Origin of the sequence: Spectribacter acetivorans (assembly GCF_031846305.1) — a bacterium.
GTDB classification, from domain to species: Bacteria; Pseudomonadota; Gammaproteobacteria; order Nevskiales; family Salinisphaeraceae; genus Spectribacter; species Spectribacter acetivorans.
Map to the genome: position 1 here is coordinate 348609 of NZ_JAVRHY010000002.1, position 21779 is coordinate 370387.

The window sequence follows — 21779 nt, forward strand, 5'->3', positions numbered from 1 at the left end:
TGATGGCTGGGCGGCGGCGATGCTCATCGCCTGCCGTCCGGCCCGGCCGTTTGCCGGGGCTGTGTGTCGGTGATTCAGACGCGCTCGATGACGGTGGCAATGCCCATGCCGCCGCCCACGCACAGCGTGATCAACGCGGTCTGCTTGTCCTGACGCTCGAGCTCATCGAGCACCGTGTTCATCAGGATCGCGCCGGTGGCGCCCAGCGGATGGCCCATGGCGATGGAACCGCCGTTGACGTTGACCTTGTCGATGTCGATATCCAGATCACGCACCGCGCGGAGCACCACGGCCGCGAACGCCTCGTTGATCTCGAACAGATCGATATCCGACGCCTTCATACCGGCCTTGTCCAGCGCCTTCTTGGAGGAAGGACCCGGCCCGACCAGCATGATCGTGGGGTCGGTGCCGGTCACCGCGGTCGACACGATGCGGCCGCGCGGCTTCAGTCCCAGGGACTTGCCCTTGTCCTCGCTGCCGATCAGCACCAGCGCGGCGCCGTCGACGATGCCGGAGGAGTTGCCGGCGTGATGGACGTGATTGATCGATTCCACCGTGGGGTACTTGGCCAGCGCGGTGTCGTCGAAGCCCATCTGCCCCATCTGCTCGAACGAGGGCTTGAGACCGCCCAGCGCCTCGGCACTGCTGTCGGGACGAATGGTTTCGTCGTGATCCAGCACGACCAGCCCGTTGACGTCGCGCACCGGGATCAGGGACTTGCCGAAGCGGCCGTCCTCGCGCGCCGCGGCGGCCCGCTGATGGGAGCGCACGGCAAAGGCATCCACGTCGTCGCGGGAAAAACCCTCGATGGATGCGATTAGGTCCGCACCGATCCCCTGGGGCGCAAAGCCCATGGCGTCATTCACGCGCGGGTCCATCGCCATGGCGCCGCCGTCCGAGCCCATCGGCCAGCGCGACATCGACTCGACCCCGCCGGCGACCACCAGGTCCTCCCAGCCGGAGCGCACCTTCTGCGCGGCCAGGTTCACCGACTCCAGCCCGGAAGCGCAGAAACGGCTCTGGGTGACGCCGGCCACGCGCTCGTCCCAGCCGGAGTAGATCACCGCCGTGCGGGCAATATCCGCGCCCTGCTCGCCCACCGGGGTGACGCAGCCCAGCACCACATCGTCCACCTGGCTGGTATCCAGCTCGTTGCGGGTCTGCACCGCGTCGAACAGGTTCTTGAGCAGGTGAACGGGGCTGACCTCGTGCAGGGAGCCATCCTTCTTGCCCTTGCCACGGGGCGTGCGGACAGCATCGAAAATTAGCGCTTCGGACATCGCTTGATTTCCTGTAATAAGTGTTACGTTTGCGCCGGCAGAGCAGCCGCGCCAGATACCGGAAAGAAACCTAATCAAAAAGCCGGCAAAAATCAACTCGCTTGATCGGCTGATCACCGGCCACTTTTCACGCTTCTGTCATCGCGGTTATCATGGGCCGCCCCGGGATGGCGCCCGGTAATATCTGTTGTTGGAAAGGTACAAGCATGGATCAAGTGGACCCGCGCCTGTTGTCGATCGCGGACATGGATGACAAGACCCGTGAACGCATTGAAGCCGCCGTACTGGCGCTGTTCTCGGAGCAGGAGTACCACCGCGTCAAGCTCATCGATGTGGCCACCATGGGCCGCGTGAGCCTGCAGACCATTTACAAGTATTACGGCGGCAAGGAAACCCTACTTTTTTCCAGTCTCGATTCCTGGCTGAGCGAACTGGCCAAGCGGATGATCGATCACCTGAGCGGCATCGAAAACTACAAGGACCGCCTGCGCAAGGTGTTCTGGGTGATGCTCGACTACTTCGAGCACAACCCGCGGGTCGCCCAGATCATCATGAGCTCGGTCTACCTGAATACCTGGCGCCGCGACGACACCTTCCGTCAGCCCGAACTGATGTCCATCTTCATGAAGGTGCTCGGCGAAGGCCGCGAACAGGGCGTGTTCCGCGAGGACGTGGACGAAAAGGACCTGCTCGACATATTCCTGGGCGTCGCCACCCGCAAGATATCCATGTGGCTGGTACGCGGCCAGAGCGAGCCCCTGACTGAAAAGGCCCCGGTCCTGTTCGACATGATCTGGGCGGCGATGAGTCGGGAGAGCTCGAGCGAGCCGCAGGCCATTCGGGCCAAAGCGTCCTGATTTCGGAGTCACCCTCCTCGGCCGGCAAGCGCTAACGGGAGAGAAGAAGCGGCCACATCCGGCCGCGGCAACCTTTCTTTATTCCCGTCGGGACGAGCCGAGCACTGCAGGGCGGCGAGGTTCCCGGCCTGAAGGGGCGCGCCCAGGACGGGCGCGCGGTTTTCGCCGGGTCATGGATGACCCGTCGAAATACCCCCTCGCCGACCGAAGCGCACAGGGCATCCTGCCTCGAACCCTGTTCGAGGCAGGACTCGCCCGCCGGAAGCGCTTCTTTGGTAACTTTCTTGTCGCACAAGAAAGTTACCCGGCCCGCGTCAGCGGGGCGGAATCCTCTTCATTCTTGAAGTTCTGCAAACGCTGAGTTATCAGGAAGGTTCGAGATTGCCGCGGCCCCTGACGGGGCCTCGCAATGACATTCTTGCGGGGTTGGCTGTCCGTTGATTCGGGCAGGCGCCATGAGTGGCGCCCTACGGCCGGCATCACGGTTGGGCCGGCCCGATGCGCGGTAGGGCCGCATTCATGCGGCCGATCTGCTCGGCGGTAAACCGCCCGGTAACCAGGCTAGAGCGTATTCGTCGCCCTCGCCGACTCCAGCGAGCCGGCCAGCAACGACTCCAGCTTCTGCTGGGTGGCACCGCCGTCCTGCGACGAAAACTGCACCCCGATGCCGGGCTGGCGCTGACCCTGCGCGCCGCGCGGCGTGATCCAGGCCACCCGGCCGGCGACCGGCAGGCGTTCACCGTGCTCGACCAGATTGACCAGCAGGAATACCTCGTCGCCCATGTCCAGTTGCTGCCCGCGCAGCTGGCTGCGGGGCACGAACAGGCCGCCGTTGTTGAGAAAGGGCATGTAGGCAGCGTAGAGCGCCTGCTTGTCGGCCAGTTCCAGGGTGATGATGCCCGGCTGTGCGGCGGTATCGGCACTCATGCGGCTCGTTTCTCCCGGCGGCGGCAATCCAGAAAGGCAATGGCCAGCGATTCCAGCGTGAGCTGGCGGTCGACGCTGGCCTCGAGCAATCGGCGGGTATGCGTCAGTGTCGGCGGCAGCCGGCGTAACGCCTGGCCGTCGAGCAATTCTGCCATGCGCCGCAGTTCCCGCGCACGACCACGGAAAACCAGTGTGTCATCGGGTGCGCCGGAGGTCAGCTTGAGCAGATCGGCCACCACCCGGTAAAGCCAGTCGACCACCCAACCGGGTTCGGCCTTCTGCCACTCGGCGGCGATACTGACCGGATCGCGCCGCGCGACCAGCAGACCGGCCAGATCCTCGAACAGCGTGCCCTGCTCCGTGACGACCGGGGAATCGGCCAGGGTCAGGGCCTGCAGCGGCGCGTGGCGGGCCAGCGGCATGGCATCCGCCACCGCGGCCGGCATGGTCGCCAGCCAATCGGCCACGCCCACCGGATCGGGCCGGTCCACCCGCCACATCTGGCACCGGCTGCGGATGGTGGGCAGCACCCGATCACGCCGGTCCGTGAGCAACAGGATGCGCGAGCTGACCGGGGGCTCTTCCAGTGCCTTGAGCAGGCTGTTGGCGGCCTGCACGGTCAGCCGGTCCGCCGGATCGATCAGGCCGACCCGGCCGCCGGCGAACTGGGGCGTGGTGTAGAGCCGCCGGCAGAATTCGCGCACAGCGTCGACGCCGATGGTCTTGCCGGGTTCGGGCGGCGCCAGCCGGGAATGATCGGGGTGCGAGCCCGCCGCCACCTGGATGCAGGCACGGCACTGGCCACAAGGCAGTCGGGATGCGTCCGGCTGCTCGCACAGCAGCGCACGCAGGATCACCCCGGCCAGGTGGCGTTTGCCGATACCCGGTGCCCCGGTCAGCAGCAGCGCATGGCCGGCGCGCTCACCACGCAGGACCGGCGCGAATCGATCCCACACCGCCTGCTGCCAGGGATAGAGCTGGTGGCCGGCCGGTTCGGTCACAGCATGGCCCCGATTAGCTGCCGAACCTGCGCGGCAACGGCGTCGCTCGGGGCGGCGGCATCCACCCGCCGGTAGCGGTCGGGATCGGCGCCGGCACGGGCAGCGTAGGCCTGGCGGACCTGTTCGTGGAACGCCTGCTGTTCGCGGTCGAAACGGTTCGACACACCGCGCCCGTCAACGCGCCCGATGCCCACTTCCACCGGCAGATCGAACCACAGCACCCGGTCCGGGCGCCGCTCGCCCTGCACCAGCCGTTCCAGCGTGGCCACGGCGTCCGCGCCGAGCCCGCGGGCCGTGCCCTGGTAGGCGTAGCTGGCGTCGGTGAAGCGGTCGCAGATCACCCAGGCCCCGGTCGCCAGCGCCGGCTCGATGCAGTCGCGCAGATGCGAGGCGCGGGCGGCGAACATCAACAGCAGTTCGCTCATGGCCGGCATCGGCTCGCCGTGATCGGCCAGCAGCACGCCGCGGATGGCTTCGGCCAGCGGCGTGCCGCCCGGTTCGCGGGTGACCACCACCGACTGCCCGGCCTGCTCCAGCATCTCGCGGATGACCGGCACGGCGCTGCTCTTGCCGGCGCCCTCGGTGCCTTCGAGGGTGATGAAGCGGCCGCTCATTGCTTCAACTGGTACTCGCGCACCGCACGCTTGTGCGCTTCATAGGTGCGGGAGAACACATGCGTGCCGTCGCCGCGGGAGACGAAGTACAGCGCGTCGCCGTCGGCCGGCTGCACCGCCGCCTCCAGCGCGGCCCGGCCCGGCAGCGCGATCGGCGTGGGCGGCAGTCCCGGTCGCTTGTAGGTGTTGTAGGGGCCGTCGGCCTCGAGATCACGCCGTCGCAGGTTGCCGTCGAAGTCTTCAATGCCGTAGATCACCGTGGGGTCGGTCTGTAACAGCATGCCCTTTTCCAGCCGCCGGATGAACACGCCGGCAATGCGGTCGCGCTCGCCGGCCCGGCCGGTCTCCTTTTCGATGATCGAGGCCAGAATCAGGGCCGCCTCGGGGGATTCCAGCGGAAGATCGGGCAGGCGATCGGCCCAGATATCGGCCAGCGTGGCTTCCATCGACTCGAACGCCCGCCGCAGGAACTCGACATCGGTGGTATCGCGGGGAAACAGATAGGTATCCGGCAGGAAGCGACCCTCGGGATGCAGGTCGGGCGCGCCGATGGCCGCCATGATCTCGGCGCCATCCGCCTCCGCCATCGTGGTCCGGATCGCCGGATGGGCTTCGACCGCCGATCGCAGTTCGCGGAAGGTCCACCCCTCCACCACCGTCAGCCGATGCTGAACCGTGCGACCCGCCACCAGCGCATTCAGCAGTGCCGGCGGACGCAGTCCCGGTTCCAGGGCGTATTCGCCGCTCTTGACCTGCCCCGTGACGCCCCGCAGCCGGGCGTAGCCGATCAGGTAGTAACGTTCGCGTTCATGCCGGAACAGGCCGGCATCCGCCAGCCGCGCCACCACCTGGCGGAAACCGGCACCGGCCGGAATCTGCACGCTGGTGGTGTCTGACCCCGGCACCGGGGAATCGAGAAAGCGCCAGACATCGGCCGCCAGGGCGACGCCGGCCAGCACCACGAACAACAGCAGGCTTATCAGAACCCCGCGCATGTCGCCGCCAGTTGCGCCTGACACCACCGCGTGAACGGCCCGACCGAGTAATGCTGTTCCACCCACTGCCGCACCGGCCAGATCTCCATTGCACTGTTACAGACAAACACTTCGCTGGCGCGCTCGAGTGCCGCCGGATGAATATCGATTTCCATGACCGGGCGATCATCATGGCGGCAGGCCTCGATGAGGCGCTGCCGGGTGGCGCCGATCACGCCGGCATCGACAATCGCCGGGGTCAGCACCGCGTCGTCGACGACCGCGAAGAGGTTGCTCATGGTGCCACAGACCAGCCGCCCGTCCGCCGTCCCCATCAGCGCTTCTGGCCAGCCCTGATCCGCGCATTCCCGGCGCGCCAGCACCTGCTCCAGCCGGTTGCAGTGCTTGATACCGGCCAGCGCCGGCTGGCAGCCGAGCGCCACGCTCGAATGGCCCAGGGTAATGCCGGTATCGGCATGCTCGGGCGGATGGGCGGCCGGGCCGAACCGGTACAGGCGGCAGCAGGCCTCGGCGGTCGACGGCGGGGTATAGCCGCGTCCGCCCACGCCGCGGGAAACCAGAATCTTGAGGATGCCGTCACCGCCACCGGCGAATAGCGACGCGACGTCGGCGGCCAGGGCGCCCGGGTTGGGTGCGGGCAGCCCGATCCGCTCACAGTCATGAACCAGCCGTGCGACGTGAAACGGCCAGGCGATCGGCAGGCCGCCCACCATGCGCAGCGTGCGGAATATGCCGTCGCCGTAATGCAGGCCCCGATCCATCGGGTCGACCGCCTCGGGCGTGCCGCCGTGCACCCGCATGATCGGCACGCTCATGCCGCCAATCCCAGCGCCAGCAGCATCCCGCGCGCCTTGGCCCGGGTTTCCGCCAGTTCCTGGTGCGGGTCGGAGTCGGCCACGATGCCGGCGCCGGCGCGCAGGCTGAGCGAGTCGCCGCGCTGGGCCAGACTGCGAATCAGGATGTTGGTGTCCAGACGGCCATCGCGCCCCAGGTACCCGAAGGCGCCGGTGTAAGCGCCCCGTGGCTCGGCCTCCAGCTCGGCGATGATTTCCATGCAGCGCACCTTGGGACAACCCGTGATGGTGCCACCCGGAAACACCGCCCGCAGCGCCGCGCCCGGCCCCACCCCGGGGCGCAGGCGACCGGACACGTTCGACACGATGTGGTGCACATGGGCGTAGGACTCCACCGTCATCAGCTCGTCCACGGTCACGCTGCCGTAGCGGCAGACGCGGCCCAGGTCGTTGCGTTCCAGGTCGATGAGCATCACGTGCTCGGCCCGTTCCTTGGGATGGGCCATGAGTTCCCGGGTCATCGCCGCATCGTCGCCGCGCCGCGGCCGGGTGCCGGCAATCGGACGGGTATCGGCCCGGTCGCCGGCCAGGCGAAGCAGACGCTCGGGGGACGAACTGATCACCGACGCCCCGTCCCAGGTCATCAAACCGGAGAACGGCGCCGGGTTGGCCCGCCGCAGCGCCGAGTAGAGGTCGGCCGGCCCGGTTTCCGGCGCCAGCCGCGCCCGCCAGGCGCGGGACAGGTTCACCTGGAACACGTCACCGGCCCGGATGTACTCGCGGATGCGGCTGACATGGTCCAGATAGCGTTCGGGCTCGTCCTCGTCCCAGTCACGCACCGTGACCGGCCGGTCCGGCGCGCTGGCGCAGGCCGCCAGATCCGCCGCCATGTCATCGAGACAGGCTTCGGCGTCGGGTTCGGCCACCGCGAATACGGCCTGCTCGCGTCGATCATGGATCAGCGCCGCGGGACAGCGGACGGCCAGGGCCCGCGGCAGCACCGGATCGGGTTTCCAGGGCAGATGCGGCTCCACCTGGCCGGCCAGCTCGTAGCCCAGATAGACGAACCAGCCCCCGGTGAACGGCAGCTCGCCGGCCGGCAGCGGGGAAACCTGGCTGCGCCAGTGATCCAGGGCGGTGAGAAAGTCGCCGTCGGCCCCGGCGGCCCCCGGACCGTCGAGGTGCCGGCCGTTCAGGCACAGCGCCTCGCCGGGAAAGGCGAAGACGATGTCGTAACGCCCCTGGGCCACCGCGCCGGCACTGGATTCCAGCAGGAACGGATACCGCTCGGGGTTGTGCCGGTGCAGGGCCAGAGCGTCGAACCCGGCCGCCGGCATGGGCAGCGCGCGCACCCGGCAACCGGCCGGAGCCGAGATTGCCGTGTTCATCACCGATGGACTAGAGAGTGCGGAAAACGAGGGTGCCGTTGGTGCCCCCGAAGCCGAAGGAGTTGCTCAGCGCCGCGGTCATGCTGTGGTCGCGGGCCTCGCCGGGCACGTAGTCGAGGTCGCAGCCCTCATCGGGGTTGTCCAGGTTGATCGTCGGCGGCAGCACCTGGTCGCGCAGGGCCAGCAGCGTAAACACCGCTTCCGCGGCGCCCGCGGCCCCCAGCATGTGACCGGTCATCGACTTGGTCGAGGACACCGGCAGCGAATCGGCATGATCGCCGAACACCGCCCGGACGGCCCGGGTTTCCTCGACATCCCCGGCCCGTGTGGAGGTGCCGTGGGCATTGACGTAGCCAATAGCATCCGGATTCAGGCCGGCATCCTTGAGGGCCGCGTTCATGCAGCGAACGGCCCCGCCCCCGCCTTCGGCCGGCAGGGTGATGTGGTAGGCATCGCCGCTCATGCCGAACCCGACCAGTTCGCCGTAGATGGTGGCGCCACGCGCCTTGGCGCGTTCGTATTCCTCCATCACCAGTACGCCTGCGCCGTCGGACAGCACGAACCCGTCCCGATCGGCGTCCCAGGGGCGGCTGGCCGCTTCCGGGTCGTCGTTGCGGGTGGAAAGCGCCCGCGCGGCGCAGAATCCCGCCATGCCGATCGGGTTGCAGGCCATCTCGGTGCCACCGGCGAGGATCACGTCGGCGTCACCGTACGCAATCATGCGCCCGGCATTGCCGATGTTGTGGGTGCCGGTGGTACAGGCGGTGACCGTGGCCACGTTCGGGCCCTGCAGGCCGAACTGAATGGACACCTGGCCCGAGACCATGTTGATGATGCTGCTGGGGATGAAGAACGGCGAGACTTTCTTGGTGTTGTAGTCGTTGGCGTAGAACTTCTCGCAGGTCTCTTCGATGGTGCCGATGCCGCCGATGCCGGAGCCGATCGACACCCCGATGCGAGTGAGGTCCTCGGCCTCGAGATCCAGGCCCGAGTCCTGCACCGCCTGGCCGGCGGCCGCCACGCCGTAATGCACGAAGGCATCGTACTTGCGGGCATCCTTGGGGTTCATGTAATCCGCGACGTTGAAGTCACGGATCGGCCCGCCGAAGCGGGTGGGATAACCGGAAATGTCGAACGTATCGACCGGTCCGATGCCGCTACGGCCCGCGAGAATGCTGTCCCAGCTCTCCCGGACCGACAGCCCGACCGGGGACACCAACCCCATTCCGGTGACGACGACGCGACGCTTGCCCAAGTTGCCCCCTGACCTGCCGATGGAACCGCGAACGAAACCGCCGGGCGATCAGCTCTCGGCGTGCGACTTGATGTAGTCGACCGCGTCCTGCACGCACACGATCTTTTCGGCTTCCTCGTCGGGAATGTCGATTTCGAATTCTTCTTCCAGCGCCATCACCAGCTCGACCGTGTCGAGGGAGTCGGCACCCAGGTCATCGACGAAGGAGGCTTCGCTGGTGACCTGATCCTCACCCACGCTCAGCTGCTCGGCGATGATCTTCTTAACTCGTTCCTGCACACTGCTCATGCTTCTGCTCCTGCGGTATCGGGCTGGTTCGCCCTTGAGTTGTTGCGGGGTCTTTCCGGCAATGGCGCGCCATTTTAGGCAAAAACCCCGGTCCAGGCTACAAACGCCAGACCGGCTTCACCCCATGTGGAGTCCACCGTTGACGCTGATGGTTTCGCCGGTGATGTATCCGGCGGACTCGGATGCGAGAAATCGCACGGCCGCGGCCACGTCGTCGACCGCGCCCAGCCGCCCCAGCGGTACCTGGCCGAGCAGCGCCTCGCGCTGGGCATCGGGCAGGTCGCGGGTCATGTCGGTATCGATGAATCCGGGGGCCACCGCGTTGACGGTAATGCCGCGCGAGGCCACTTCCCGGGCCAGCGAGCGGGTCAGGCCGATCACCCCGGCCTTGGCGGCGGAATAGTTCACCTGCCCGGCATTGCCCATCTGGCCGACCACCGAGGTGATGCTGACGATGCGCCCGCCGCGAGCCTTCATCATGCCGCGCAGCACCGCCTTGCAGCAGCGGTAGACGCCGGCGAGGTTGGTGTCGATCACCGCGTCCCATTCCTCGTCCTTCATGCGCATGACGAGATTGTCGCGGGTGATCGCGGCGTTGTTGATCAGGATGGTCGGAGTGCCGAATTCGTCGGCGACGGCCTTGACCAGCGCTGCCGGATGATCCGGATCGGCCACGTCCAGCACCCGGCCGGCGCCCTGGATGCCGGCCTCGGCCAGCGCCTTGTCGATGGCGGCCGCGCCGCTTTCCGAGGTCGCGGTGCCGACCACCGTGGCGCCCGCCTCACCCAGGGTTCGGGCTATCGCTGCACCAATGCCTCGCGAGGCACCGGTGACCAGTGCAATCTGCTCGTTCAAGGGAGTCCCCCGTCGTCTGTCTCAGGCGGCCGCGGCGGCCAGTCCCGCTGTCAGGCCGTCCGGGTCCTGCAGCGCCGTCGCGTCGATGTCACGGTCGATTCGCTTGTTCAGGCCGGTCAGCACCTTGCCGGGCCCGCACTCAAGCATCACCCCGATGCCCGCCCCGTGCAATGCCCGAATGGTCTCGGTCCAGCGTACCGGCCGTTCCAGCTGGGAAACCAGCGCCTTGCGGATGCCGTCGACATCCTCGCGCTGCTGCGCGTCCACATTATGCAGGACCGGGATCGAGGGGGTGCGCAGCGGAATCTCGGCCAGATGCGAGCGCAGCCGTTCCCCGGCGGGTCGCATCAGATCGCAGTGCGACGGCACGCTCACCGGCAGCCGCTTCGCCATCTTGGCACCCTGCTCTTTCGCCAGCGCCATGGCACGTTCCACCGCCGCGGTCTCGCCGGCAATCACCACCTGGCCGGGGGAATTGAAGTTGGCCGGGGCCACCACGTCGCCCTCGCCGGCCGCCTGCTGGCAGATCTCGGCAATGGCGTCGTCATCCAGGCCGATTACGGCGGCCATGGCGCCTTCGCCGGCCGGTACCGCGTTCTGCATTGCCTGGCCACGTAGTTCGGTCAACCGCAGGCCGTCGCTGAATTCCAGCGCGCCGGCGGCCACCAGGGCGGTGTACTCGCCCAGGCTGTGGCCGGCCATCGCTGCCGGCATGGTGCCGCCCCGGGCTTCCCAGATACGCCACACGGCAAGGCCGGCGGCCAGCAGGGCCGGCTGGGTCTTCTCGGTGCTGTCCAGCGCCTCGGCCGGGCCTTCGCGGACCAGCGTGGCCAGATCGTAACCGAGCACTTCACCGGCCTCACGCAGAGTCTTTCCCACCTCGGGATACTGTTCGGACAGCGCCGACAGCATGCCGACGGACTGCGACCCCTGACCGGGGAAAAGCATTGCGAAACGGGCCATCAGGCACCCTGGAGTCCAAAACCGGCGCCAATCATACGCACCCCTTCCGCCGTTGACCACGTTCGGTGAAAGGGCGGTGTTTGTTATTATTGAAACCTCGATATCCCGCCCATCGAACCCATCCGCGACGGAGCGCGCCGTGATCACGCCCGAACTGACCGTCGCTGCCCTGGTCGAACGCAATGGCCGTTTTCTCATGGTGGAGGAAGTGGTTCGCGAGCAGACCGTGCTCAATCAGCCCGCCGGCCACGTGGAATACGGCGAAAGCGCCCTTGATGCGGTGGTTCGCGAAACCCGCGAGGAAACCGCCTGGCGTTTCACTCCGACCGCCCTGGTGGGCACCTACCTGTGGCGGATACCCAGCGCGACTCGACACGTGATGCGAATCCTGTTTACCGGCGACGTTTCCGACCACGACAGCGACAGCGAGCTGGACGACGGCATCATCGCCACCCACTGGATGGACTACCGCGCCCTGCAGGCCGCCGAGGAGCGGCTGCGCACGCCGCTGGTGCTGCACGGGCTGGACGATTATCTGGCCGGCCGGCGGCTGCCGCTGGATGCCGTGCGCTGCTTCGACTACACCGGCACGCCGCGATGAGCCGTCACGTCATCGTGGGCCTGTCCGGCGGCGTGGATTCCGCCGTCGCCGCCCTGCGACTGATCGAGGCCGGCGATCGGGTGGAAGGCCTGTTCATGTTCAACTGGGCCGAGGACGAGGCCGGCCGCTGCCAGGCCGCCGATGACTTCGAGGCCGCCCGCGCGGCCGCCGAGGTGCTGGACATTCCTCTGCACCGGGCCGATTTCTCGGCCGAATACCGTCAGCGGGTCTTCCAGCCGTTCGTCGACGGCTATGCCGCCGGACGCACCCCCAACCCGGACGTGCTGTGCAATCGCGAGGTGAAGTTCGATCCGTTCCTGAACCACGCCCGCCGGCTGGGGGCCGACTGCATCGCCACCGGCCATTACGCCCGCGTCGAAGCCGACGGTCCGGGCTGGCGGCTGCGGCGCGGCGTCGACCCCGGCAAGGATCAATCCTATTTCCTGGCCGCGGTTCCGCAGACGGCGCTAGCGCGGACGCTGTTCCCCCTGGGCGACCTGCATAAACAGGACGTGCGCGAAATGGCCCGGGCCGCCGGGCTGCCCAACCACGCCCGGCAGGACAGCACCGGCGTCTGCTTCATCGGCGAGCGGGATTTCGACGGCTTCCTGGCCGGCTACGTGGACGCCGAACCCGGCCCCATCCGGGTGGCGGACGGCCCGCTGGCCGGCACCGACATCGGCCGCCATCGCGGGCTGGCGTTTCACACCATCGGCCAGCGCCGCGGGCTGGGCATCGGCGGCGTGCGCGGCGCGCCTGACGCGCCCTGGTTCGTGGTGGAAAAGACCATGACCGACGCGGTGCTCTGGGTCAGCCAGAATCCGGATCACCCGGGCCTGCGCCCGCGGCTGGTCGATACCGCCGCGCCGCAGTGGATCGGCCCGGCCCCGAGCCTGCCACTGACCTGCCGGGTGCAGGTGCGCTACCGCCAGACCGACCAACCCTGTGTGGTGACGGCCCGGGGCGACGGGCTGCGACTGACCTTCGATACGCCACCGTTCGCCGCCGCGCCCGGGCAGTACGCGGTGTTCTACGACGATGACACCTGCCTGGGCTGTGCCGAAATCGACACCCTGCCGGCGCAGGCCACCGAGGCCGCATGACCGACATCAACACCGCCACCCGCCAGCAGGCAATGGCCCTGGCCGGCATCGCCCAGTTCGTGCTGGACGCCCACCGGCTGGCCGATTCCGGCCGGCTGGACCGCGTGCCGCTGGCAGCGGCCCTGCACGTGATCTTCACCACCAATCCGGATCGCGCCGAGGACGTTTTCAGCGACCCGGCCGTCATCCGCGACGGCGCGGCCTTCCTGCGGCGGCAATTCGGCCGGCAGACCGGCGGCGGCGACGATGCCCCCACCGCCCGCGCCATCGGCCTGGTGGTGCGGCTGGGCAAACGGCTGCTGGGACGGGACGAAGCGTTGAGCCGGCTGAGCGGCGCCATCGGCCGGGCAAAGTTCGCCGACGACGACCGCCAGATTCCCGGCATTCTCGATCAGGCCTACCGCGACATCCTCAGCCCCATCGGGCCCCGCATCATGGTGCGCGGCAATCCCGAGCATCTGCAGAACACCGAGGTGACCGAGCATGTACGCGTGCTGCTGATGGCGGCGGTGCGCTGTGCCGTGCTCTGGTATCACTGCGGCGGCCGGCTGTGGCGGCTGCTGGTGTTCCGCAAGCGGCTGCTGGCGGCGCTGGACGACCTGCCGGGGGCCGCCGGCGCGGCTTGATGCGCCGCAGCACGGTACAGCCGCGGCGCGCAATCCGTTATAATACGGCTTCGCATGTCGCCCCGGACGTGTTGTCCTGGCGGCGACTCCCCGGCCACCGAACACTCGTCTTGGAGAGGACGCGATGACGGACAGCTTCAATGTTCGTGCCCAGCTTGATGCGGGCGCCAAACAATATGACTACTTCAGCCTGAAAACGCTGGAGGAGACGTTCCCCGAGGCGGCAACGCTGCCCTACTCGCACAAGATCCTGCTGGAGAATCTGCTCCGGCACGAGGATGGCGAGGATGTCACCAGGGCAGACATCGAGGCGCTGGCGAAGTGGGATTCCCAGGCCGAGCCGTCGAAGGAGATTTCCTTCACCCCGGCCCGCGTGGTCCTGCAGGACTTCACCGGCGTGCCGGCGATCGTCGACCTGGCCGCCATGCGCGACGCCATGGCCAAGCTGGGCGGCAACCCGGAAAAGATCAACCCGCTGTCCCCCGCCGAGCTGGTCATCGACCACTCCGTGATGGTGGACGAGTACGGCAGCGACCAGGCCTTCGATCTGAACGCCAAGCTGGAATTCAACCGCAACAAGGAGCGCTATGCATTCCTGCGCTGGGGTCAGGGCGCGTTCGACAATTTCAAGGTGGTGCCGCCGGATACCGGCATCGTGCATCAGGTGAACCTGGAATACCTGGCCCGCGTGGTATTCGGCAACGACGAGAACAACCTCGCCTACCCGGATACGCTGGTGGGCACCGATTCGCACACCACCATGATCAACGGCGTGGGCGTGCTCGGCTGGGGCGTGGGCGGCATCGAGGCCGAGGCCGCCATGCTGGGTCAGCCGATTTCCATGCTGATCCCGCAGGTCGTGGGCTTTCGTCTGACCGGCAAGCTGGCCGAGGGCACCACCGCCACCGACCTAGTGCTGACGGTCACCGAAATGCTTCGCGAGAAGGGCGTGGTTGGCAAGTTCGTCGAGTTCTTCGGCGACGGCCTGGCTGACCTGCCCCTGGCGGACCGCGCCACCATCGCCAACATGGCCCCGGAATACGGCGCCACCTGCGGCATCTTCCCGGTGGACGGCGAGACCCTGCGCTACATGGAACTCACCGGTCGGCCGCAGGAACAGCGCGACCTGGTCGAGGCCTACGCCAAGGCCCAGGGCATGTGGCGCGAGGACGGCGCCCCGGATGCCAACTACACGGACGTGCTGGAACTGGACCTGGGCACCGTGCAGCCCTCGCTGGCCGGCCCCAAGCGCCCGCAGGACCGCGTGTTGCTCAAGGACATGCAGGAAACCTACCGTCGCGAGGTCAAGCCGTTCGTCGATCAGCGCAACGACAAGAAGACCGAGGCCGAAGCCCGCATGGAAGGCGAAGCCGGCCTGCCCAGTGGCACCGAGGACGGCGTGGCCAACGTCAACTACAAGGACGCCGACTTCCAGCTCAAGGACGGCGCGGTGGTGATCGCGGCGATCACTTCCTGCACCAACACCTCCAACCCGGCGGTGATGATCGGCGCCGGCCTGCTGGCGCGCAATGCCATCAACAAGGGCCTGAACGTCAAGCCGTGGGTGAAGACCTCCCTGGCCCCCGGCTCCAAGGTGGTCACCGACTACCTGGCCAAGGCCCAGCTGGACGATGACCTGGAAGGCCTGGGCTTCCATCTGGTGGGCTACGGGTGCACCACCTGCATCGGCAACTCCGGCCCGCTGCCGGAACCGATCAGCGCCGCGGTCAACGAGCACCACCTGAACGTGGCCTCCGTGCTGTCCGGCAACCGCAACTTCGAAGGCCGCGTGCATGGCGACGTGCGCATGAACTTCCTGGCCTCCCCGCCGCTGGTGGTGGCCTACGCCCTGGCCGGCACCGTGGACATCGACCTGTCCAACGACCCCATCGGCCAGGACCAGGACGGCAACGATGTCTTCCTCAAGGACATCTGGCCGAGCCAGAAAGAGGTGTACGACACCATCGGCACCTCGCTGAACTCGCAGATGTTCACCGACAGCTACGGCGACGTGTTCGCCGGCGACGACCGCTGGCAGAAGCTGGACGTGCCGGAAGGCGAAATCTACGAGTGGGACGAGGATTCCACCTACGTCCAGAACCCGCCCTACTTCCAGGGCATGAGCGTGGACGTGGCCGACATCCCCGGTATCACCGGCGCCCGCTGCCTGGCCCTGCTGGGGGATTCGATCACCACCGATCACATCTCCCCCGCCGGCGCCATCAAGGCCGAGACCCCGGCCGGCCAGTACCTGATGGAACAGGGCGTCAAGCCGGCGGACTTCAACTCCTACGGCTCGCGGCGCGGCAATCACCAGGTGATGATGCGCGGCACCTTCGCCAACGTACGGCTGCGTAACCAGCTGGCCCCGGGCACCGAGGGCGGCTGGACCACGTTCCAGCCGGATGGCGAGCAGATGTACATCTACGACGCCGCCATGAAGTACCAGGAAAAGGGCACCCCGCTGGTGATCCTGGCCGGCAAGGAGTACGGCACGGGTTCCAGCCGTGACTGGGCCGCCAAGGGCACCAAGCTGCTGGGCGTGGAAGCAGTCGTGGCGCAGAGCTACGAGCGCATCCACCGTTCCAACCTGGTGGGCTTCGGCGTGCTGCCGCTGCAGTTCAAGGACGGCGACAACGCCGAATCCCTGGGCCTGACCGGCACCGAGACCTTCGACATCGAGGGCCTCACCGCCGGCGCCAAGACGGTCACCGTCAAGGCCACCACCGAGGATGGCAAAACCACCGAGTTCGAAGCCCGGGTGCGCATCGACACGCCCAAGGAATGGGACTACTACAAGAACGGCGGCATCCTGCACTACGTGCTCCGCCAGCTGGCCAAGGCCGCGTAAGCACCGGCCGACCCGCCAAACGGGCCCCGCTTCGGCGGGGCCTTTTCGTTGGTAATGCCGGGCCGCCCAAGCCAGCATCCATGCCCGTAGGGCGGACTTCAGTCCGCCATTTCGGCGATCCGAGAAGGACAGGGTCAACCATCGAGATCAGAGTCTCTGCAAACCTGCCTCGGCATTCACCACGACCGCTCGCCCGCACCCTGCCGACAGGGGCGCGAGCCTGTTATATTTCGCCCTTTAGCGACATCAACAAGACAAACTCATGATCGGACGCGCCATCTTCGTCATCCTGCTCAACGCCATCTTCCTGGTCGGCGTGCTGCTTTATCTGCCGCTGGACGGCCTGCTGGAAATGCGCGGCTACGACGAGTCGCACATCCAGGCGATGAAGGATGCCCGCGCCGAGGATGAAGAACTCGAGGCCGAACTGGCCGCCGAGGAGGAAGCCGAAGCCGCGGCGGCAGATGACGCCGACAACGAGGCCATGGAAGCCCTCGACCCGGTCGCCGATGACGCCACCGGTGACGAGGAAACCACCGAATCCGACGCGGAACCACCGGCCCGCGAGCAACTGGTGGCCACCGACGTGATCAACGTTCGCAGCGGCCCCGGCACCGACAACGAGCAGGTCGGCCAGCTGGACGCGGGCGAAACCGTCACCGTGCTGGAAGACAACGGCGAAGACTGGATCCGCATCGAATTCGAGGACGGCGAAGCCTGGGCCTACCGCCCCCTGTTCGAGCAGCCGTAAAAAGCGCCAAACGCCAACGCCCCAAGAAGCCATCCCCTCTCCCGCAAGCGGGAGAGGGCCAGGGAGAGGGAAACCGGCATCAGGCACCAGGGCCTGAACAAGCCACAGGCACCAGAATCGCCGTCAGCCCACCCTCACAACCAATCCATCGGACTAACCACCCCCTGTCCGCCCCGCTGCAGCACATGGGTATAGATCATGGTCGTCTGCACATGCTGATGGCCCAGTAACTCCTGCACCGTCCGGATATCGCTGCCGCCCTCGAGCAGATGCGTGGCAAACGAATGCCGCAGCGTGTGGCAACTGGCCTTCCTCCGGATACCCGCCTTACCCAGCGCCGCCTTCACCGCCCGCTGCAACCCCTTTTCGTTCACATGATGACGCCCGCTCTCCCCCGAACGCGGATCCCGCGACAACCGCTTCGAGGGGAACACGTACTGCCACGCCAGCTCCGCCGCCGCATTCGGGTACTTCTGTGCCAGGGCGAAAGGCAGGTAAACACGCCCATACCCCGCCTCACGGTCTTGCGCGTGCAAAGCCGCTACCGAATCAATCTGCGCTTGTAATGGCTCAACCAGACGCGCCGGCACCGGCACCACCCGCTCGCGACCGCCCTTCCCGTCCCTAACCACGATCTGCCGGTAATCGAAGTCCACATCCTTGATGCGTAACCGCACCGCTTCCATCAGCCGCAGCCCGGAACCGTAGAGCAACCCCGCCAGCAGCCAGTGTTGTCCCTCAAGGTGGGCAAACAGCGCCCCCACCTCCTGCCGGCTCAAAACCTCCGGAATCCGCGCCGGCCGTTTCGCCCGGACCACGTCATCCAGCCACGGCAGCTCGATACCGAGCACATCGCGATAAAGGAAAAGAATGGCCCCCAGTGCCTGATTCTGCGTGGAAGCGGCTACCGAGCGCTCAACCGCGAGATGACTAAGAAAGGCTTCGACCTCCTTCTTGCCCATATCCCGCGGGTGGCGTTTGCCGTGAAAAAGAATGTAACGTCGAATCCAGGCCGCATAACTACGCTCCGTACGGAGGCTGTAATGCTTGACCCGGCACTGGGTCCGAACCTGATCAAGGAGCTTGGGAGACTTGGAATCATGTTGTCGCATTACGCCCTCCCTCAGGTGTCGCATATCACCGTAGAGACTAGGTACTCATTGTCACTCAATGTACATCAATAACGCTATGCGACATTTACCTCACATGCTATACCTACATCAGGTCGTATAGTTAGGCGCTAGACAACACTCAACTTTTGAGAAATAACCCCCTAAAGATTACGGTGGATGGTAGGTGCAAAAAATGTTATCAACCGAAGCGTCTTCGCGCTGTCGCATAACAGCGTTCATGCGATCATCGCTACGACGCTTCGGTTAGCGCGCTTGCTCTATCCCTCTCTCCCGCAATCTGCATCCTTATTCATTATAGAGTCGTTAAGTGTCGTCTAGCGCTCCGCCGAAGCGGACGCCTCGGGCCTGAAAATGACCCAAATGAGGTTGCTCATCAGACAATGGTTTGCCATCCGACAGCGACGTACCAGGCGCCGCTTAGCTTAATTAGTTAGACACCGCCTGATGCTTCAGTGGAACCTCAAAGAGCTGCGGGAAGCCATCCGTGCGGACAGATCGGAGAGCGAAGCAGTTCTCGACATCGTGCATTCTATTGATCGTTACATCCGCATCTTTCTGTTTCATCTCTATGGTGCACGGGACGCGCTGGATGAAGTAATCGACCCAAACGCTGCGGATCCAAAGGAAGCACTGGCAATAGTTCTTGGAGCTTCGGAACGTCAGGAGGAGTATCACTCCGCAAAGGTCGCGAGTGAGGCACACATTCTGGGTGCCGCACACTCTGCTCGGGCTATGTTTGATGTCTTTGCATTCCTGGTGAACAGCCTTGTTCTGAGCGGCGCAATTCCCGAAAGTCGGTGCAGTATTCAACTCGTAGTCGATAAGCTGCCACCGTCGCCCCTCAAGCACGAGCTGGAAGCGCTGACGGAGTCGTATTGGTTTGGGTACGTGTCAGCATTCGTCAACGTCGCGAAACATCGAATGCTCGCCAGCCATTCGTTTCACGTCGGGTTTGATGATCCATACACGGGTATACGAGTCGGCGCGTTCGAGTACAAGGGCACAACGTATCCGCCCTATAAAGTGCGGGAGTTCCTGGAAGGCGTGCTAGAGGTCAAGAACAAGATCGTAGATTGTGGCGCTTTGCTCAACAATCAGGTGGTGCGAGGCGGTGTCTGACTCAGGCGTTAACCATCATGGGAATTCGCACAGGAAAAACACCTAAGCATTGGAACTACTTCCTATCTATCGAGGAAGATGTGGCGTCTTTGTCGCGATGGGTCGAATTCCACAAAGACAACTTCGGCTGCTATTCAATCCAGCTCGCTAGGTTGCTGATGGTGGCTTCAGCCGAGGCCGATGTGGTCGCAAAGCGTCTTTGCGCGGACATAGACACGGACGCGAAGGCTAAAAGTATAAATCGGTACCGTGACGTAGTCGTCACTCGCTACGACAATTTCCCCTCGGCGGAAGTGGAAATGCCTCGTTACGGCCTCACGTTTAAGCCGTGGGTAAATTGGAGGGAGGAGAATATGCCACCGCTGTGGTGGAACGCCAACAATAAAGTTAAACACCACCGTAACGATTCATTTGATCACGCAAGGCTAGAACACGCTTTGAACGCCGTCGCTGGCTTGTTCATGCTGTTGTCGCTTTACTATGGGAGGCGTATGAGGAGTGTAAATCCCGGCCCAAGTCTATTCGAGCCCACGAAATACAGTTACCTGGATCGCGATTGGCTGATATTTAGAGATGACGGCTAACAAATCGCTGCAGTTGACCGCCAAACCGCTAAGCGGTTTGGTTCCCTCCGCGCTTCGCGCTCCGGCGGCAACTGAACTTCGGCGTTGGGCTTCACAAAAAGGGCGTATGGTGGGTGACTCTCAACCAGAGGAGACGTGCCATGGTCAAAGTAGCCCTGTTCGTTCGCCTGGAAGCAAAGGCCGGAAAAGAGAAAGAAGTGGAGCAATTTCTGCTGGGCGGGCTTCCGCTAGTCCAGGCGGAGCCTGCCACTACCGCATGGTTCGGTATTCGCCTGGGGCCATCCACGTTCGGCATTTTTGACGCCTTTCCCGATGAGGCCGGCCGCCAGGCTCATCTTGCGGGCAAGGTCGCTGCTGCCCTCATGGCCCAGGCAGGCGCCCTTTTTTCCACGCCGCCGTCCATCGAGAAGGTTGACGTTCTAGCGGCCAAGCTGCCTGGTTAGTGAGGCCCAACCAGGCACTCCAGCCGACCGTTTTGCCTTCGCTTCGCTGTGGCAAAACGGCGGCTGAGTTTGGGCGTTAGGCGCCAAAGACGAGGGGGAGAATGTGTCAGTTCTCGCACAAATTATTGCCTACATCGTCAGTCCACTTGCGACCCTGCTTGCCGTTTGGGTAGCTTATCTGTCTCTTCTTTCTCGCTATCAGCCACAGCTGCTGATCTACTATCAGCCCAATCCCGATATTCCCTCCCTTATCGACTTGGTTATTGAAAACATCGGTAGCGGTAGCGCTATCGCAGTGGCTTTTTCGAAGTCTTTGCCTATTGCCTGCTTTGGTATCGAGAAACCAGAAGGTAATGGGTCGGAAGTTCCGAAAAAAGGATTCCCCGCAGTTTCACCCGGGCAACGCTACGTTTTCAATGGCGGGCAATATGCAGGCCTAGAAAGTAAGGTTGGAGATGGCTTAGAAATAAGGACGTCATACAAATTCCGGAACCCAACCGGGTTCCTTCGAACGAACAAAGTAACGTTCGTGCTTGGCATCGATCACCTTCAGCAAATGCCGACGCGAACAAGCGCTAATCAAGCGGTCGTTGACGCGCTTAAGGGGCCAAATAAAACCACTATTCAGGAAATTCGCGATGAGCTTCGCGCTCTCAACAGACAACTGGCAATTCTTTGCAAAAGAGATGACGCCCCGGATGGAGATGTTGATGCCTAACGAGGCGCTACAGTTGATCGCTGTTCCGCTTCGCTCCACAGCGGCAACTGAGCTTCGGCGTTATGTTTCCATCCAATCAGTCGCCGCGGTACTGTTAGAGTTGAGCAATGGAGGTACCCATGAACCCAACGCTACGTGATCTGCCCGTTGAGCAGCGGATACGGCTCGTTGAAGAGCTGTGGGATAGCATCGCCGCGGATCAGGAAGCCCTGCCTCTTACCAAGGAGCAACGTGCAGAGCTGGATCGACGCCTTGACGCCTACGAAGCCGATGGAAATCAGGGGCGGCCTGCCGAGATCGTGTTGGCAGACATTCGGAAGCGACTATGACGCTTCCAGTTCGGCTCCGCAGCGAGGCCGAGCAGGATCTTGAGAACGCGGCGCACTGGTACGAAGAGCAGCGGGAAGAGCTTGGTCAGCGGTTTCTCGATGAGGTGCTGCTGACCTTCCGGTCAATTGCCGAACAACCTGGCATGTACCCTTCGGTCGGTCGCGGTGCACGGGTTCTACCCCGTCACTGCGGACACATCTGAAAAGGCTCACAATGGGCCTGTAAGGAGTGTTCATGACCAAGCGACGAAAATACAGCCCCGAGTTCAAGCGTGAAGCGGTGGAGCTGACCCGCCAGCCGGGC

At 65.0% G+C, this 21779-nt stretch carries 25 protein-coding genes; 13 read left to right on the forward strand and 12 right to left on the reverse strand.

Annotated features, from left to right (window positions below; all coding sequences use genetic code 11):
• Positions 1-74: 74 nt before the first annotated feature.
• Positions 75-1280 carry an acetyl-CoA C-acetyltransferase gene (locus tag RM531_RS03625; protein WP_311657379.1) on the reverse strand — a complete coding sequence of 402 codons (1206 nt, stop codon included), beginning with the start codon at positions 1278-1280 and terminating at the stop codon, positions 75-77.
• A 206-nt stretch (positions 1281-1486) separates the two neighbouring features.
• Here RM531_RS03625 and RM531_RS03630 point away from each other — a divergent pair, with 206 nt between their 5' ends.
• The gene (locus tag RM531_RS03630; RefSeq protein WP_311657381.1) at positions 1487-2137 is read left to right on the forward strand and encodes a TetR/AcrR family transcriptional regulator; all 651 of its coding nucleotides are present in this window, start codon (positions 1487-1489) and stop codon (positions 2135-2137) included.
• Between the two features lie 561 nt (positions 2138-2698).
• Here RM531_RS03630 and RM531_RS03635 read toward each other — a convergent pair.
• The 10 genes from RM531_RS03635 to fabD all read right to left on the reverse strand — a co-directional run bounded on the left by RM531_RS03635 (position 2699) and on the right by fabD (position 11217).
• Positions 2699-3064 carry a PilZ domain-containing protein gene (locus RM531_RS03635; protein WP_311657383.1) on the reverse strand — a complete coding sequence of 122 codons (366 nt, stop codon included), beginning with the start codon at positions 3062-3064 and terminating at the stop codon, positions 2699-2701.
• A complete protein-coding gene (locus tag RM531_RS03640) occupies positions 3061-4065 on the reverse strand; it encodes a DNA polymerase III subunit delta' C-terminal domain-containing protein (RefSeq protein WP_311657384.1) in 1005 nt (334 codons plus the stop codon). Before RM531_RS03640 ends, RM531_RS03635 begins: the two co-directional genes overlap by 4 nt.
• Positions 4062-4679, reverse strand: coding sequence for a dTMP kinase (tmk, locus tag RM531_RS03645; RefSeq protein WP_311657385.1), 618 nt, complete (start codon positions 4677-4679; stop codon positions 4062-4064). The genes RM531_RS03640 and tmk overlap by 4 nt, the downstream gene beginning before the upstream one ends.
• A complete protein-coding gene (gene mltG, locus RM531_RS03650; RefSeq protein WP_311657387.1) occupies positions 4676-5674 on the reverse strand; it encodes an endolytic transglycosylase MltG in 999 nt (332 codons plus the stop codon). Before mltG ends, tmk begins: the two co-directional genes overlap by 4 nt.
• Positions 5659-6489: an aminodeoxychorismate lyase gene (gene pabC, locus RM531_RS03655; RefSeq protein ID WP_311657389.1), complete on the reverse strand. Its 831-nt coding sequence runs from the start codon at positions 6487-6489 to the stop codon at positions 5659-5661. Before pabC ends, mltG begins: the two co-directional genes overlap by 16 nt.
• Positions 6486-7805, reverse strand: coding sequence for an aminodeoxychorismate synthase component I (locus tag RM531_RS03660; RefSeq protein ID WP_349255389.1), 1320 nt, complete (start codon positions 7803-7805; stop codon positions 6486-6488). The genes pabC and RM531_RS03660 overlap by 4 nt, the downstream gene beginning before the upstream one ends.
• A gap of 61 nt (positions 7806-7866) precedes the next feature.
• Complete coding sequence (gene fabF / locus RM531_RS03665; RefSeq protein ID WP_311657392.1) at positions 7867-9111, reverse strand: beta-ketoacyl-ACP synthase II; 1245 nt, start codon at positions 9109-9111, stop codon at positions 7867-7869.
• Between the two features lie 48 nt (positions 9112-9159).
• The gene (gene acpP, locus RM531_RS03670; RefSeq protein WP_311653868.1) at positions 9160-9399 is read right to left on the reverse strand and encodes an acyl carrier protein; all 240 of its coding nucleotides are present in this window, start codon (positions 9397-9399) and stop codon (positions 9160-9162) included.
• A gap of 117 nt (positions 9400-9516) precedes the next feature.
• A complete protein-coding gene (gene fabG / locus RM531_RS03675) occupies positions 9517-10254 on the reverse strand; it encodes a 3-oxoacyl-ACP reductase FabG (RefSeq protein WP_311657394.1) in 738 nt (245 codons plus the stop codon).
• 21 nt (positions 10255-10275) lie between these two features.
• Entirely contained in the window at positions 10276-11217 is a 942-nt protein-coding gene (fabD, locus tag RM531_RS03680) for an ACP S-malonyltransferase (protein WP_311657395.1), read from the reverse strand.
• Positions 11218-11356: 139 nt separating this feature from the next.
• Here fabD and RM531_RS03685 point away from each other — a divergent pair, with 139 nt between their 5' ends.
• The 5 genes from RM531_RS03685 (at position 11357) to RM531_RS03705 (ending at position 17149) form a co-directional block, all read left to right on the forward strand.
• The gene (locus RM531_RS03685; RefSeq protein ID WP_311657397.1) at positions 11357-11818 is read left to right on the forward strand and encodes an NUDIX hydrolase; all 462 of its coding nucleotides are present in this window, start codon (positions 11357-11359) and stop codon (positions 11816-11818) included.
• Positions 11815-12921 carry a tRNA 2-thiouridine(34) synthase MnmA gene (gene mnmA / locus RM531_RS03690; RefSeq protein WP_311657398.1) on the forward strand — a complete coding sequence of 369 codons (1107 nt, stop codon included), beginning with the start codon at positions 11815-11817 and terminating at the stop codon, positions 12919-12921. The genes RM531_RS03685 and mnmA overlap by 4 nt, the downstream gene beginning before the upstream one ends.
• Positions 12918-13547, forward strand: coding sequence for a lysogenization protein HflD (locus tag RM531_RS03695; RefSeq protein ID WP_311657400.1), 630 nt, complete (start codon positions 12918-12920; stop codon positions 13545-13547). The genes mnmA and RM531_RS03695 overlap by 4 nt, the downstream gene beginning before the upstream one ends.
• Positions 13548-13671: 124 nt before the next feature.
• Positions 13672-16398, forward strand: a complete 2727-nt coding sequence (gene acnA, locus RM531_RS03700) for an aconitate hydratase AcnA (RefSeq protein ID WP_311657401.1) — start codon at positions 13672-13674, stop codon at positions 16396-16398.
• A gap of 262 nt (positions 16399-16660) precedes the next feature.
• A complete protein-coding gene (locus RM531_RS03705; RefSeq protein WP_311657402.1) occupies positions 16661-17149 on the forward strand; it encodes an SH3 domain-containing protein in 489 nt (162 codons plus the stop codon).
• Between the two features lie 134 nt (positions 17150-17283).
• Here the strand turns inward: RM531_RS03705 and RM531_RS03710 are convergent, their stop codons facing one another.
• Positions 17284-18261, reverse strand: a complete 978-nt coding sequence (locus RM531_RS03710; RefSeq protein ID WP_311657403.1) for an integron integrase — start codon at positions 18259-18261, stop codon at positions 17284-17286.
• 465 nt (positions 18262-18726) lie between these two features.
• Here RM531_RS03710 and RM531_RS03715 point away from each other — a divergent pair, with 465 nt between their 5' ends.
• From RM531_RS03715 to RM531_RS16065, 7 genes are all read left to right on the forward strand, one after another.
• Complete coding sequence (locus tag RM531_RS03715) at positions 18727-19401, forward strand: hypothetical protein (protein ID WP_311657405.1); 675 nt, start codon at positions 18727-18729, stop codon at positions 19399-19401.
• 17 nt (positions 19402-19418) lie between these two features.
• Positions 19419-19985 (forward strand): hypothetical protein, encoded by a 567-nt coding sequence (locus tag RM531_RS03720; protein WP_311657406.1) that lies wholly within the window; start codon positions 19419-19421, stop codon positions 19983-19985.
• A gap of 140 nt (positions 19986-20125) precedes the next feature.
• Positions 20126-20428 carry a putative quinol monooxygenase gene (locus RM531_RS03725; protein ID WP_311657407.1) on the forward strand — a complete coding sequence of 101 codons (303 nt, stop codon included), beginning with the start codon at positions 20126-20128 and terminating at the stop codon, positions 20426-20428.
• A 103-nt stretch (positions 20429-20531) separates the two neighbouring features.
• Positions 20532-21146, forward strand: coding sequence for a DUF8453 domain-containing protein (locus RM531_RS03730; RefSeq protein ID WP_311657408.1), 615 nt, complete (start codon positions 20532-20534; stop codon positions 21144-21146).
• Between the two features lie 119 nt (positions 21147-21265).
• Complete coding sequence (locus RM531_RS03735; protein ID WP_311657410.1) at positions 21266-21475, forward strand: addiction module protein; 210 nt, start codon at positions 21266-21268, stop codon at positions 21473-21475.
• Positions 21472-21678: a type II toxin-antitoxin system RelE/ParE family toxin gene (locus tag RM531_RS03740; RefSeq protein ID WP_311657412.1), complete on the forward strand. Its 207-nt coding sequence runs from the start codon at positions 21472-21474 to the stop codon at positions 21676-21678. The genes RM531_RS03735 and RM531_RS03740 overlap by 4 nt, the downstream gene beginning before the upstream one ends.
• A 32-nt stretch (positions 21679-21710) precedes the next feature.
• A partial coding sequence (locus RM531_RS16065; RefSeq protein WP_349255390.1) for a transposase occupies positions 21711-21779 on the forward strand: 69 nt, incomplete at its 3' end.

What these genes read in the sequence shown, in the direction of transcription:
- RM531_RS03625 (WP_311657379.1), bottom strand. Translation starts at nt 1,280, where the DNA reads ATGTCCGAAGCGCTAATTTTCGATGCTGTCCGCACGCCCCGTGGCAAG.
- RM531_RS03630 (WP_311657381.1), top strand. Translation starts at nt 1,487, where the DNA reads ATGGATCAAGTGGACCCGCGCCTGTTGTCGATCGCGGACATGGATGAC.
- RM531_RS03635 (WP_311657383.1), bottom strand. Translation starts at nt 3,064, where the DNA reads ATGAGTGCCGATACCGCCGCACAGCCGGGCATCATCACCCTGGAACTG.
- tmk (WP_311657385.1), bottom strand. Translation starts at nt 4,679, where the DNA reads ATGAGCGGCCGCTTCATCACCCTCGAAGGCACCGAGGGCGCCGGCAAG.
- mltG (WP_311657387.1), bottom strand. Translation starts at nt 5,674, where the DNA reads ATGCGCGGGGTTCTGATAAGCCTGCTGTTGTTCGTGGTGCTGGCCGGC.
- pabC (WP_311657389.1), bottom strand. Translation starts at nt 6,489, where the DNA reads ATGAGCGTGCCGATCATGCGGGTGCACGGCGGCACGCCCGAGGCGGTC.
- RM531_RS03660 (WP_349255389.1), bottom strand. Translation starts at nt 7,805, where the DNA reads ATGCCGGCGGCCGGGTTCGACGCTCTGGCCCTGCACCGGCACAACCCC.
- acpP (WP_311653868.1), bottom strand. Translation starts at nt 9,399, where the DNA reads ATGAGCAGTGTGCAGGAACGAGTTAAGAAGATCATCGCCGAGCAGCTG.
- fabD (WP_311657395.1), bottom strand. Translation starts at nt 11,217, where the DNA reads ATGGCCCGTTTCGCAATGCTTTTCCCCGGTCAGGGGTCGCAGTCCGTC.
- mnmA (WP_311657398.1), top strand. Translation starts at nt 11,815, where the DNA reads ATGAGCCGTCACGTCATCGTGGGCCTGTCCGGCGGCGTGGATTCCGCC.
- RM531_RS03695 (WP_311657400.1), top strand. Translation starts at nt 12,918, where the DNA reads ATGACCGACATCAACACCGCCACCCGCCAGCAGGCAATGGCCCTGGCC.
- acnA (WP_311657401.1), top strand. Translation starts at nt 13,672, where the DNA reads ATGACGGACAGCTTCAATGTTCGTGCCCAGCTTGATGCGGGCGCCAAA.
- RM531_RS03705 (WP_311657402.1), top strand. Translation starts at nt 16,661, where the DNA reads ATGATCGGACGCGCCATCTTCGTCATCCTGCTCAACGCCATCTTCCTG.
- RM531_RS03710 (WP_311657403.1), bottom strand. Translation starts at nt 18,261, where the DNA reads ATGCGACAACATGATTCCAAGTCTCCCAAGCTCCTTGATCAGGTTCGG.
- RM531_RS03715 (WP_311657405.1), top strand. Translation starts at nt 18,727, where the DNA reads ATGCTTCAGTGGAACCTCAAAGAGCTGCGGGAAGCCATCCGTGCGGAC.
- RM531_RS03720 (WP_311657406.1), top strand. Translation starts at nt 19,419, where the DNA reads ATGGGAATTCGCACAGGAAAAACACCTAAGCATTGGAACTACTTCCTA.
- RM531_RS03725 (WP_311657407.1), top strand. Translation starts at nt 20,126, where the DNA reads ATGGTCAAAGTAGCCCTGTTCGTTCGCCTGGAAGCAAAGGCCGGAAAA.
- RM531_RS03735 (WP_311657410.1), top strand. Translation starts at nt 21,266, where the DNA reads ATGAACCCAACGCTACGTGATCTGCCCGTTGAGCAGCGGATACGGCTC.
- RM531_RS03740 (WP_311657412.1), top strand. Translation starts at nt 21,472, where the DNA reads ATGACGCTTCCAGTTCGGCTCCGCAGCGAGGCCGAGCAGGATCTTGAG.